The organism is Streptomyces sp. NBC_00448 (assembly GCF_036014115.1).
Lineage (GTDB): Bacteria > Actinomycetota > Actinomycetes > Streptomycetales > Streptomycetaceae > Actinacidiphila.
Genome location: NZ_CP107913.1, coordinates 7,718,289 through 7,731,841 on the forward strand (window position 1 = coordinate 7,718,289; position 13,553 = coordinate 7,731,841).

7 protein-coding genes are annotated in these 13,553 nt (G+C 72.8%); all 7 read left to right on the forward strand.

Going from position 1 to position 13,553, the window contains the following annotated elements:
• Positions 1 to 28: 28 nt before the first annotated feature.
• The 7 genes from OG370_RS33330 (at position 29) to OG370_RS33360 (ending at position 13,531) form a co-directional block, all read left to right on the forward strand.
• Positions 29 to 1,498 carry an NCS2 family permease gene (locus OG370_RS33330; RefSeq protein WP_328470831.1) on the forward strand — a complete coding sequence of 490 codons (1,470 nt, stop codon included), beginning with the start codon at positions 29 to 31 and terminating at the stop codon, positions 1,496 to 1,498.
• A 28-nt stretch (positions 1,499 to 1,526) separates the two neighbouring features.
• A complete protein-coding gene (locus tag OG370_RS33335; protein ID WP_328470833.1) occupies positions 1,527 to 2,651 on the forward strand; it encodes an XdhC family protein in 1,125 nt (374 codons plus the stop codon).
• Positions 2,652 to 2,996: 345 nt separating this feature from the next.
• Positions 2,997 to 5,939: an ATP-binding protein gene (locus OG370_RS33340; RefSeq protein WP_328470835.1), complete on the forward strand. Its 2,943-nt coding sequence runs from the start codon at positions 2,997 to 2,999 to the stop codon at positions 5,937 to 5,939.
• Positions 5,940 to 6,298: 359 nt separating this feature from the next.
• Positions 6,299 to 6,502 carry a hypothetical protein gene (locus OG370_RS33345; protein ID WP_328470837.1) on the forward strand — a complete coding sequence of 68 codons (204 nt, stop codon included), beginning with the start codon at positions 6,299 to 6,301 and terminating at the stop codon, positions 6,500 to 6,502.
• 122 nt (positions 6,503 to 6,624) lie between these two features.
• Positions 6,625 to 9,210 (forward strand): carboxypeptidase regulatory-like domain-containing protein, encoded by a 2,586-nt coding sequence (locus OG370_RS33350; protein ID WP_328470839.1) that lies wholly within the window; start codon positions 6,625 to 6,627, stop codon positions 9,208 to 9,210.
• Positions 9,207 to 12,149, forward strand: coding sequence for a PA domain-containing protein (locus tag OG370_RS33355; RefSeq protein ID WP_328470841.1), 2,943 nt, complete (start codon positions 9,207 to 9,209; stop codon positions 12,147 to 12,149). The genes OG370_RS33350 and OG370_RS33355 overlap by 4 nt, the downstream gene beginning before the upstream one ends.
• 278 nt (positions 12,150 to 12,427) lie before the next feature.
• On the forward strand, positions 12,428 to 13,531 hold the full coding sequence (locus OG370_RS33360; protein ID WP_328470843.1) for a winged helix DNA-binding domain-containing protein: 1,104 nt from the start codon (positions 12,428 to 12,430) through the stop codon (positions 13,529 to 13,531).
• The last annotated feature ends 22 nt before the right edge of the window (positions 13,532 to 13,553 follow it).

Sequence of the window (13,553 nt, forward strand, 5' to 3'; positions counted from 1 at the left end):
CCCTGTGAACCTTGGGAGTTGGCTACACATGACCCAGACACCCGTAGAGCCGCAGACGGCGGCGGAGGACGCGGGCCCCGGCTCACGCGTGCCCGCCGGCAGATCGTGGCTCGACCGGTACTTCCACATCTCCGACCGAGGGTCGTCGATCCCCCGCGAAGTGCGCGGCGGCATCACCACCTTCATGGCGATGTGCTACATCCTCCTGCTCAACCCGCTGCTGCTGTCCGGCCCGGACGCGCACGGCCACAAGCTCGCGCACGCGGCCCTGATCACCGCCACCGCGCTGGCCGCGGCGGTCTCCACGCTGCTGATGGGCTTCTTCGGCAAGGTCCCTCTGGCGCTGGCCGCGGGCCTCAGCGTCGCCGGCGTGATCTCCACCCAGGTCGCGCCGCACATGACCTGGCCGCAGGCGATGGGCATGTGCGTGATCTACGGCGCGGTGATCGTGCTGCTGGTGGTCACCGGGCTGCGCGAGATCGTGATGAACGCGATACCGCTGCCGCTCAAGCACGGCATCACCATCGGCATCGGCATGTTCATCGCGCTGATCGGCCTGGTCAACGCCGGGTTCGTCGGCAAGGGCGACCCGCACGGCACCTCCCCGGTCGCGCTGGGCGGCCCCGACGGGAAGCTCTCCGGCTGGCCGGTGCTGCTGTTCTGCGTGACGCTGCTGCTGATCTTCATGCTCCAGGCCCGCAACATCCCCGGCGCGATCCTGATCGGCATCGTGACCGGCACCGTGCTGGCCGTCATCGTCAACGCGGCCGGCAACCTCACCCCGGCCGACTGGGGCGGCACCGCGCCCAAGCTCCAGGGCAGCGCGGTGTCCATGCCGGACTTCTCGCTCTTCGGGCACGTGGAGTTCGGCGGCTGGGGCTCCATCGGCGGTATGACGGTCGGCGTGATCGTCTTCACGCTGGTGCTCGCCGGGTTCTTCGACGCGATGGCCACCATCATCGGCGTCGGCACCGAGGCCGGGCTCGCCGACGAGCGCGGCCGGATGCCGGGCCTGTCCAAGGCGCTGTTCATCGACGGCGCCGGCGGCGCGATCGGCGGTGTCGCGGGTGCCTCCGGGCAGACCGTCTTCATCGAGTCCGCGACCGGCGTCGGCGAGGGCTCGCGCACCGGCCTGTCCTCGGTGATCACCGGCGTGCTCTTCGCGCTCGGCCTGTTCTTCACCCCGCTCGCCCAGATCGTGCCCGGCCAGGTCGCCGCCGCCGCGCTGGTGGTGATCGGCGCGATGATGATGGGCAACGCCCGGCACGTCGACTGGTCCGACCGGTCCGTGGCCGTCCCGGTCTTCATGACCGTGGCGCTGATGCCGTTCACGTACTCCATCACCGCCGGCGTCGGCGCGGGCGTCGTCTCCTACACCGCGATCAAGGCCGCGCAGGGCAGGTGGCGCGAGCCCGGGGTCTTCATGTGGGTCCTCACCGTCGTCTTCACCGTCTACTTCGCCCTGCACCCCATCGAGAGCTGGCTCGGCGTCAAGTAGCCGCAGCTGCCCAAGGAGTTGAACCGCCATGCTGGACATCGCAACCGAGCTGCACCGCTGGTGCGAGCACGGCCGGCCGTTCGCCGTCGCGACCGTGCTCGCCACCGGCGGCAGCGCCCCGCGGCAGCCCGGCGCCGCCCTCGCCGTGGACGGCGACGGCACCGCGGTCGGCAGCGTGTCCGGCGGGTGCGTCGAGGGCGCCGTCTACGAACTGTGCCGCGAGGCGCTGTCCGGCGACGGTCCCCCGACCGTGGTGCAGCGCTTCGGCTACTCCGACGAGGACGCCTTCGCGGTCGGTCTGACCTGCGGCGGCGTGATCGACATCCTCGTCCAGCGGATCGATCCCGGGGTGCGGCCCGAGATCGTCCGCGCGCTGGCCGCCGCCGCCTCCGGTGAGGCGGCGACGGTCGCCCGGATCGCCGCAGGCCCCGCGGAACTCCTCGGCCGCGCGCTGCTGGTGCGCACCGACGGGTCGTACGACGGCTCGCTCGGCGACGGCCCGCGGGATCGTACGGCCGCCGGGCAGGCGCACGCGATGCTCGCGGCCGGGCGCACCGGCACGGTGCGGATCGGCGCCGACGGCAGCCGGTGCGGGCAGCCGCTGACGCTGCTGGTCGAGTCGAGCGTGCCGCCGCCGCGGATGCTCGTGTTCGGCGCGATCGACTTCGCGGCCGCGCTGGTCCGGGCCGGGAAGTTCCTCGGGTACGACGTGACCGTCTGCGACGCGCGGCCGGTGTTCGCCACGGCCGGGCGCTTCCCGGAGGCCGACCGGGTCGTGGTGGAGTGGCCGCATCGCTATCTCGACGCGGAAGTGGCGGCCGGGCGGATCGACCCGCGCGCCGTGCTGTGCGTGCTCACGCATGACGCGAAGTTCGATGTGCCCCTGCTGGAGAGGGCGTTGCGCCTTCCGGTCGCCTACGTCGGCGCGATGGGTTCACGCCGCACCCATCTCCAACGGCTCGACCGCCTCCGCGAGGCCGGCCTGCCCGAGGCCGCGCTCGACCGGCTGCGGTCCCCGATCGGGCTCGACCTCGGCGCTCGCACTCCCGAGGAGACGGCACTCTCCATTGCCGCGGAGGTGGTTGCACTTCGCTACGGCGCCACCGGTCTGCCCCTGAGGGGGGCGCACACCCCCATCCATGCAGTGGCCTGACCGGCGGCAACTGGACCCTCCAGGGTGCCCCTGTCCGCCGGCCCCGGGACCAACCGCCGGTGGGTGGTTGCGCGCGCGGTTCCTCCCCCAGAGCTTCGCCTGGGAGGTACCCCCAGCGCCCCTGGGTTTGCTCGGGTCCTTCTGTGGTGGGCTCCACTCCGGGGTGCCCCTGGCTGCCGGGTCACGGGATCACCTGCCGGTGGTGGGCCGGTCGCGCTGATGGGCCCTCGTCGTTTCGGGGCCTCATCCGCCCTGTTCGGACGGCCGGGGGCGGCTCCCGGACGGGTTCCCACGATGGTTGCGGTCTGCCACGATGCCTGGGAGCGGTCGGCCACAGGGAGCGTGATGACCGGATTTGCGAGCAGTGATCACCGTGGCCGCGCTCAGCACCCGGCCATCGGTCTGCCTCGATTCACCGGCCGGGACGAGGAGTTGGCCGCGCTGCGGAGCGCTCTGGCGTCCGGGGCGCCGGCCGTCGTGCTCGTCGAGGGCGACGCGGGGATCGGCAAGAGTCGGCTGCTCGCCGAGTTACTGGCCGAACTGCCCGGGGGAACGGCGGCCGGCGCGGTGCCGGTACGCACACTCGTCGCGGTCTGCCCGCCGTTTCGCCGACCGCACACCCTCGGTGCGCTGGTGGACGCGATTCGTCAGAGCCTGGACCGGATCGCCGGTCTGGGTTTGAGCCCGCTCGCCGGAGCGCTGCGGCCGTTGTTTCCCGAGTGGACCGCCGATCTGCCCGAGACGCCCGAGCCGGCCGAGGACGCGACGGCGGTACGGCACCGGCTCTTCGGCGCGCTGTGCGAACTCCTGGACGCGATGGGCGTGACGGTGCTGGCCGTCGAGGACGCGCACTGCGCGGACGAGGCGACGCTGGAGTTCCTGCTGTTCCTCTGCGCCCGCCGCACACGGCGGATCAGCGTGATCGTGACGTACCGGCCGGAGGACCTGCCCGAGGACTCGGTGGTGCGCCGGCTGTTCTCGCCGGTGGCGCCCGGCGCCACCCGGCTGCGGATCGCGCTCGGCCCGCTGGACGTGGCCGCGACCGCTCGTCTGGTGTCGTCCATGCTGGCGGGGGAGCAGGTGTCGGAGGAGTTCGCCCGGTTCGTGCACCGGGGCACCGACGGTATCCCGCTCGCGGTCGAGGAGTCGATCCGGCTGATGGGCGACCGTGCGGACCTGGCACGGCGTGACGGGGCCTGGGTGCGCCGGGAGATCGAGGACATCGACGTGCCGCCGACCATCCGGGACGCGGTGATGGAACGTTTCCGCCGGACGTCTGCGCAGGCGCGGACGCTCCTGGAGGCGGCGGCGGTGCTCACCGATCCCGCACCGGAGGGGCTGCTGCTCGCCGTGTCCGGGCTCGCCGGAGCGGGTGCCCACACCGCCTTGGACGAGGCGATCGGGTCAGGGCTGCTGGTGGAGGGCCGGCACGGTCTGCTGGCGTTCCGTCATGTGCTGGCGAGCCGCGCGGTCTACGAGTCGGTTCCCGCGGCCCAGCGGCGCCTGCTGCACCGGCGGGCCGGGCACGCGCTCCAGGACGCCTCGCCGCGGTCGCCGGCCGAGCTCGCGAGGCATTTCCGTGACGCCCGGGACATCGAGGAGTGGCGCCGGTACGCCGAGCAGGCCGCCGATCTGGCGCTCGTCTCCGGTGACACCGCCACCGCCGCCGGCCTGCTGGGCGAGCTGATCACCGAGGCGCGGCTGCCGGGCGGGACGGTCGCGCGGCTGGCCGGCAAGCTGCGTTTCGGCACGTCCGAGGACATGAACCGGCTCCAGGACGTGGTCCGCTCGCTGCGCACCGCGCTCGCCGAGCAGCAGTTGGGCGAACGGGATCAGGCCGAGGTCCGAGCGCAACTCGGCCGGTTGGAGCTGCTGGCCGAGAACCACCGCGCGGGCCGCAGGGAGCTGGAACGGGCGATCCCGCATCTGGGTCACGATCCGGTGGCCGCCGCGCAGGCGATGATCCTGCTGGGCTGGGCGTTCGGCGAGGCACTCCCGAAGGCGACCCACCTGCGGTGGCTGCGCCGGGCCGCCGAGGTGATGTCGCTGCCCATGCCGGAGGCGGACCGGATGCGGCTGCGGGTCAACCACGTGACCGGCCTGCTGACCCTGGGGGAGCAGGAGGGCTGGGCCGAGGCCGCGCAGATCCCGCAGGACTCGCCCAACCCGACGGAGATCACCCGGCTCTACCTCAACCTCGGTGCGATGGCCCACCAGTGGGGCCGCTACGGAGAGGCGCGGCGCTGCCTGGCGGTCGCCCGCGGGCTCGCGGAGCGCCACCGCTACAGCCGGTACCGCACCCTGATCCTGGCGGCGGACGCCAACCTGGACTGGTCGAGCGGGCGGTGGGACGGCTTGGCCGAGCGGCTGGCCGGCATCGTCGAGGCCACCGAAGGGGCGGCGGTGACCCAGCTGGATGCCCGATTGACCGGCCATCTGCTGGCCGCCGCGCGAGGTGACCGCCCTGCGGCGGAGCAGGGCCTGCGCGAGGTTCTGGCCGAAAGCAGGAACGCGCCCGACTGCGCCCTGGACGCGACGGCCGCCCTGGCGGGAATGGCGCTCGCCGACGGCGACGTCGACGGGGCCCTGGCGCTGACCGAGGGGCGGCCGGACAACGCCAACGGCGAGGGGATGTGGTTGTCCGCGGTGCAGTTCGTGCCGGTCCGGGTCGAGGCGCTGCTCGCCTCGGGTGGCCCGCGGACCGTCAGGGCGGAGCAACTGGTGCGCGGACTCTCGGAGTGGGTCCGCGGGCGGGACGTGCCCGCGCCGCGGGCCGCGCTGGCCTGGTGCCGGGCGCTGCTCGCCGGCGCGCGCGCCGAGCCGGAGCGGGCGGCGGCGCTGTGCGCGCGGGCCTCCCTGCTGTGGGACGCCCTGCCGCGTCCGTACGCGGCGCTGGCGGCACGTGAGCGTCAGTCCGCCCACCTGCTGGCGTGCGATCGGCGCGAGGAAGCGCTGGCGTTGCTGGCGCAGGTCGGCGCGGGATACCGGGAACTCGGCGCCGACGGCGACGCGTTGCGGGTCGTGACGGTGCTGCGCACACACGGTGTGCGGGTCGCCGGGCCGCAGCCGGCCCGGCGCGGTTACGGCAACCGGCTCTCGCCTCGCGAGCTGGAGGTGGCCGGGCTGGTGATCGGGGGCCGGACGAACCGGGACATCGGCGAGGCGCTGTTCCTCTCCCCGCGGACGGTCGGCCGGCACCTCGACTCCGCGATGCGCAAACTCGGCGTCTCCTCTCGCACCGCGCTCGCCGTGCGCCTGGTGGAACTCGGCCTGGGCACTGCTTCCTGAGCGGCCGGACGCGCCCCGCAGGACCTGAGCAGTAGCGGTTCCCCGCTCGGGGGAGGCGCCGGCAGGCGTGGGAGCCCTCGCCCCTGCCCGGTGCCGACCGGACCGAGCCGGACGACCGCGTTGCCGCCGACACCGTCCGCCGGCTCCGGCCGGCTCCGGCCGACTCCGGCCGGACTCGGCGGGACCCGGCGGGACTTGGCGGGACCCGGCGGGAAGAGCCGGGGGCGATGGCTGGGCGACGGCCCCACCGCAACTTTGGGTCACGCACACGGCGAGGTTGGGTCATCTGACGCATCCTCCGTCGCTCCTGCCTGTCGACACTTGGCAGGTACGCGACGCCATCCGAGAGGGATCTGCCCATGAATCGTCCCAACGGGAGCCCGACGACCGCCGAGGGACCCTTCACCAGTGGTGAGGAGGAGCCCCGGCCGGCCTGCGCGGACCCGGATACCGCCGCCGCCGACGGGGAGAACACGCCAGGCGGCGCGGTGCCCGACCCCACGACGGACGCCGAACACGACAGCGGGACCGCGCGCGACGGTGACCGCTACCGGCCGCTGTGAACTCCCCCCGCACGGGGTCCTGACCGACCCGCCCACCGCACGGTTCCCCGTTCCCGATTCCCCGTACCCCTGAGCCAGCCCGAGCGGCGCCCTGTGCCGACCGGGCGGGAAGGCACGCGCACATGCGCATACCCGGACTCATCCGACGCAGGCCGGTGGTCGCCCCGGTGGTGGCCCTGGCCGTGGCGGCCCTGATCGGGCTGGGCCTGCACCTGCCCGTCCGCTCCGCGCCGGCCACCGTCCCGACCGCGGACAGAGCCGCGGCCGTACCTCTGACCACGAGCACCAACACCGGCTGCAACAAGGCACCCCGCAAGGGATTCGTGCGCTGCATGTCCGTCGTGCGGACACCGGCGGACCACGTGCTGACCCCGCAGGTCGCCGCACCGCCCACCACCGCACTGGCTCCCTCGGACATCCAGAGCGCGTACCGGCTCCCGGCCGGACACGGCGGAGGCCAGACGGTGGCGATCGTGGACGCCTACGGCGACTCGAACGCCGAGGCCGACCTGGCCGCCTACCGCGCCTACTACGACCTGCCTCCCTGCACCACGGCGAACGGCTGCTTCAAGAAGGTGGACCAGAGCGGCGGGTCGAACTACCCGCCCGACGACCCCGACTGGGGCACGGAGACCACTCTCGACCTCGACGCGGTGTCCGCCGCCTGCCCGGCCTGCAACATCCTGCTGGTGCAGGGCGACGACGCGTCCTTCGACAACCTGGGGATCGCCGAGAACACCGCGGTGGCGCTCGGCGCGAAGTTCGTCTCCAACTCCTACGGTGCCGACGAGGACCCGAGCGAACTCTCCTACAGCCACTACTACGACCATCCCGGCGTGGTGATCGCCGCCTCCAGCGGCGATGTCGGCAACAAGGTCGGCACCCCGTCCACGTTCCAGAACGTCGTCGCGGTCGGCGGCACCAAGTTGGCCAAGGACACCTCGGTGGCGCGCGGCTGGACCGAGACGGCCTGGACGTCAGCGGGTTCCGGATGCTCGACCATCTCGGCTCAGCCGGACTACCAGTCGCCGCTGGACACGCAGTGCGCGAACCGGGCCACCGCCGACATCTCGGCCGACGCGGACCCGGCCAGCGGCCTGGCGATCTACGACACGCTCGGCCAGGGCGGCTGGCTGCAGGTCGGCGGCACCAGCCTCGCCTCGCCGCTGGTCACCGCGATGTACGCGCTGGCCGGCACACCGGCGGCCGGCACCTACCCGGTGACCTACCCGTACCACGACACGCATTCGACCACGGACCTGTTCGACATCACCGAGGGCTCCAACGGAACGTGCGGGAACGTGCTGTGCAACGCCGGTCCCGGCTGGGACGGTCCCACCGGTCTCGGCACACCCGACGGGGTGGGCGCGCTGACCTACGGCGAGCACGGCGACATCGAAGGGCAGGTGACCGACGCCGCCACCGGGGAGCCCGTCGCCGATGCCGTGATCACGGCCTCGCCGGGCGGGTATCTCACCCACACCGACTCCACCGGGCACTACGACATCAGCGCCAACGTCGGCACCTACACCGTCAGTGCGACGTCGTACACCTACGCGTCGACGAGCCGCAGCGGTGTCGGCGTCACCACGAACGCCGACACCACAGCAGACTTCGCGCTCCAGGCCAAGTCGCGGGCGACCGTGTCCGGAACCGTGGCCGACGGCTCGGGGCACGGCTGGCCGCTGTACGCGCGGATCACCATCGACGGCTACCCGGGCGGTCCGATCTACACGGACCCGTTCACCGGGCACTACGACGTGACCCTCGCCGGGCAGACCACCTATCACGTGCATGTCGTCCCGGTGTACCCCGGCGTCCTGGGCAGCCCGGACGACGGCTACCTCCAGCAGGACACCGATCTCGCGGTGAGCAGCAGCGACATCAGCCGGGACTTCCGGCTCGCGGTCGACCAGAACGCGTGCACCGCGCCGGGATACGGCGCGAACGGACTGTCCGAGAGCTTCGACAACGCCCAGGGCGGCACGCCGGGCGACGGCTGGACCGTGTCCGGCTCCAAGGCCGGCTGGCGGTTCGACAACCCCGGCGACCGCGCGGCGGTGAACCTGCTGGACAGCCACTTCGCCGTGGCGGACAGCGCGACCGCCACGGGGCGGATCGACAGCACGCTCACCTCTCCGAGCGTGGACCTGTCCGGCCAGAAGGCGCCGCATCTCAGCTTCACCTCGGGCTACTACGGTGCGAACGGGCAGCGCGCGGACGTCGAACTCAGCACCGACGGCGGCCGCTCCTGGACCGACGTCTGGCACCGGTCCACCGCGAACGGCGCGGGCACCGTCGACCTGCCGGTCCCGCAGGCCGCGGGCAAGAAGGACGTCCGTGTCCGGTTCCACTTCACCGGTGCGCACGGCTGGTGGTGGTCGGTCGACGACCTGTTGCTCGGCACGCACACCTGCACCCCTCTGCCCGGTGGCCTGGTCAGCGGCCTGGTCACCGACCACGCCACGGGCAAGCCCGTCCAGGGAAGCGTCGTCGCGGACACCGCGCGGCCGGCCGACCGCACAGTCGCGGGGACGACGGAGGAGCCGACCGTGTCCGGCTTCTACTCGCTGTTCCTCCCCGCCGGCCGGAAGCAGCTCAGCGCGACCACGCCCGGCTACACCGCCACCACCGCCACCACCGACGTCTCCGCGGACCGCGTCACCCGGCTGGACTGGGACCTGCACGCCGCGGGAGGCACCCGATGACGAACGTTCTGGAGGACGCGCCGGTGAACGCACGACGGCATCCCCCCGCCCGCAGACGCCTGGCCTTGCGCGGCCTCGTCGCCGTGGCTCTCGGCATCGCCGCGGCGCTGCCCGGCACGGCGAGCGCGACGAGCCCGGCACATCCCCCGACCACCGTCTCCCGGACGGCGAGTTCGGCCGCCGCGACCGCGACGAAGACCCCTCCGACCCCGGGCGTCACCTCGCACGCCCCGGCGCCCGCTCCCGCTCTTCAGCCCGTGCGCCTGCCCGGCCTGTCCGAGAACTCCTACACCGTCACCCTGCCCACCGGCGACAAGGTCACCTTGAGCCGGGAGAAGTCCGGGAAGTATCTGATGTCGGCCGCGCCCGGCACCACGTCCCGGATCACCTTCTCGGTCCTGGGGAAGACCGCCGAGCAGGCTCATGTGTCCGCCTACCCGGAGTCGGCGACGGGCCTCATCCAACTGCACCTGATGGACGCCCAGGCGTTCGACGTGACCTGGCTGGCCGGCCATGGTGACACCGGCGCCAAGGCCCGCGTCCCGTTGACCGTGCACTACGGGGGGCGGAACAGCGCCGCCGCCCTGACCGCGAAGGCGGGCGGGCTGACCGGTGCCACCGTGGTCGGCGCCGACCCGAGCAGCGGGGACGTCCGGCTGAGCGTGCCGGCGGCCAGGGCCGGTGCCTTCTGGACCGCCCTGACCGGCGGCGCCCCGCAGGCAACGGCCGCACGCGGCACGGCACGTCCGGTGTTGGCGGGCGGGGCCACCAGAGCCTGGCTGACGGGTCATCAGTCGCCGGCGTCGGTCGTGCCCGCCGCCGCCCCCGGCTCCACCGTCACCTGGACCCTCAGCAAGAAGCGGGGGGACGCGGCCTGGTGCCCGATCTTCGGGTGGTACCTCGGAGTCCAGTCCGCCATCGCCTGCCCGTCCTACCCGATCCTCATCGGTCTGACCGGGGCCGCGGCGGGACGGACCGTCACGCCGACCGACTTCGCCTGCCTCGACACGAACCCGTGCACCACGTACTCGGTGACCTTCGCCGTCCCCAACGGGGTCTACGCCGCGCAGGACATGAGCGTCGGGTTCGTTTTGCACAGCATCCCGCAGCTCGTGGACACCACGGTCCCGCAGGTCGTGGTGGCAGGCGACACCACCGTCACGACCGATCTGGACAAGGCGGCCAAGTTCACGGTGGACACCCCGCGGGCGGCCGTCGACCTTGAGCACTACATCAGCAACAGCCGCACCGCGCCCGGCGTCTACAGCGCATGGCAGCAGCCCGACAGCAGCGGTCTGGACGCGGCCTGGGTCACCCCGACCGAGCCGGTCTCCGTCGGCGGCTTCCACCTGAGCAGCTTCTGGCTGCGCGGCCGGGCGCCGGTCTCCGCCGCCGTCACCGGCCCTTCCCGGTTGACCCTGCACCCGTACTACGCGCGGTACACCGATCTGGACGCACCAAGCTTCACGCGGTTCTCCGGCACGACCACGGCCCAGGTGGTGAACGTCGGGTACGGCAGCGCGGCCGACTTCGCCAAGGTGGACGTGCGGGGCAAGCTCGTGCTGATGCGACGGGCCACCGGCATCTCCGTCATCTCCACCGCGCAGCTGGCCGCCGCGCTCCGGGCCGGTGCGGCCGGGGTGCTGATCGATCCGCGTGACGACGACCCGACGAACCCGCTGGTGATTCCCGTCGAGCCCTACTGGTGGTGGACCGGCGAGCAGCCGGTGAAGATCCCGTTCGCCACGATCACGCCGGACGACGCCGCCTCGCTGACGGCGCTGCTCGCCAAGGGCGCGGCGACAGTGAGCATCACCGATCACGGGTACAGCCCCTACTTCTACCACCTGGCCTTGGCCGAAGAGGGCCGGGTGCCGGCCGCGCTCCGCTTCTCGATCGGCAACGACCAACTTGCCCAGCGGACGACGTCCTTCCACAGCTCGCAGCCCGGAAGCGTGACGCAGTCGGAGTCGGTGTTCCATCCGAACGACTTCTTCGCGCTGCTCACGCCCTCCGTGTTCGCCCCCGCACCCTCGACGGTGCAGCAGTACTTCGGACCGGTCTCCCCCGACCTGACCTGGGACCGGATCGGCGCACTGAGCACCGCGGACGGCGGTTCCGGACCGCATCAGGCGCTCGACGTGTTCGACCGGCCCGCGAAGGGCACCGAGGAGTGGTTCGCGGCTCCCGACTCGCTCGGGGCACCGGCGGTGCCGAACGCGATCTACCAGACCGGACTGTCGCTCGGCAGCCTCTACTACTGCGCGTTCTGCCGGCAGGGGGACACCTTCTACCCGACGACCTATCTGGCCTCGGGCGCGAACCCGGCCCTGGCCGACAGTCCGTACCTGCCGTACAGCTTCGACCCGTCCACCGTCCACCTTTACCAGAACGGAGCCGAACTGCCGCAGCAGCAGCTGTCCGGGACGCCCGTCTACCAGCTCTCCGACGAGCCGGCCACCGACCGCCTCACCGTCGACGCGGGCGACCTGCACAGCGACTGGACGTTCTCCTCGCGCCGTCCGAGCGCCAACGGGCTGCCACAGGCGTTCATGTGCATGGGTGACTACTTCGGCGGGAGCGGTCCCTGCGGCGCCGATCCGCTGATCCAGCTGCGCTACGACGCCTTCGCCGACACGGGCAACGCGGTGCGGGCCGACGCACGGCACCGGATCGAGATCACGCCGTACACCATGGCCGACCCGTCCGCGCCGTACGCCCTCACCAGTGTCAAGGTGTGGACCTCGACGGACGGCGGCGGCACCTGGGCAGAGTCGACCGTCTCCCGTACGGCGTCCGGCGCCTACAGCGCCGGTTACCGGGTGCCGTCGCTGGCGAAGACCAGCGGCGCGGTGTCCGTCAAGGTCCAGGCCGCCGACGCCGCGGGCGACTCGGTCACCCAGACCACCTACGACGCCTACTCCCTCACCGCCGGCTGACCTCACGGCCCACCGGCACGCACCAAGGCGGCCTCGCCCCTCCCCGGGCGGGGCCGCCTCACGCTCCGCGCGATAACGGGCAGTCCCGGCGGCGTCGTCCTCGGCGGAGGCCGAACCAGGCGCGATCGGCTTGTGGCAGCGGTTGTGGCCGCGGTTGTGGACCGCCTCGACAGAGGACGTGAGCTGCGCGACGGCGTCGGGGGTGGTGAAGTCCCCGCCGTACCAGTGCAGCGTGATGCGGACTGTAACTGTCCGCATGGCGCCGTACCGTAAGAACCATGGTCACCGAGCTCGTCACCCGGCGCACCCTCAACCGGACCCTGCTGTCACGCCAACTCCTGCTGGAGCGCGCGGACATGGGCCCGGAGGACGCCGTCACGCACCTGTTGGGCCTCCAGTCGCAGAACGCCACCTCCGTCTACCCGGGGCTGTGGACCCGGCTGGCCGGCTTCGACTTCGCCGCGTTCGGCCGCCTCCTCGCCGAACGCCGCGTCGTACGACTGGCGTTGATGCGCAACACCGTGCATCTGGTGACGGCGGCGGACGCGCTGCGGTTGCGGCCGTGGCTGCAACCCGCCCTCGACCGGGGGCTGCGCTCCTCCGCGTGGGCCGCGGGGATCGCCGGGGTCGGCCGGGACGCGCTGCTCGCCGCCGGGCGCGAGGCACTGGCCGAACAGCCTCTCGGGCCACCCGAGTTGCGGGCCCTGCTCGGTGCGCGGTTCCCCACCGCCGACCCGGCCTCGCTGGTCAACGCGCTACGGACCTGGGCGCCGCTCGTGCAGGTGCCGCCGCGCGGCGTGTGGGGCGTATCCTGCGGCGTCCGGTACGCCTTCGCCGACGACTGGCTCGGCGCGCCGCTCGCCGCCGACCCCGACCCGGCCGACCTCGTCCGCCGCTACCTCGCCGCGTTCGGCCCCGCCGGCCCGGCCGACCTGCAGAAGTGGTCCAGCCTCACCGGTTTCAAACGGCTCCTCGCCGGCCTCGACCTGCGGACGTACACCACCGAGGACGGGCAGGTCCTCCACGACCTGCCCGACGCCGAACTCACCGACCCCGACACCCCCGTGGCCGCGCGCTTCGTCGCCGACTTCGACAACCTCCTGCTCTCGCACGCCGATCGCACCCGCATCCTCGGCGACGTGCCCAAGTCCCGGGTGATCTCCGTCAACGGGATCGTCAGCGGCACGATCCTCGTGGACGGGTTCGTCGGGGGGACCTGGCGGTTCGAACGGGCCAAGGGTGCCGCGGCGGTCGTCGTCACCCCGTTCGCGCCCCTGCGGGCGCCCGACCGCGACACCCTTGAGGCGGAGGGACTCCGCCTCCTCGCCGCCGCGTACGAGGGTGCCTCCGGGGTCCGCGGGGTCCGCTTCGAGCGGGCGTAGTCCGAGTGACGCCCCCGGGTGC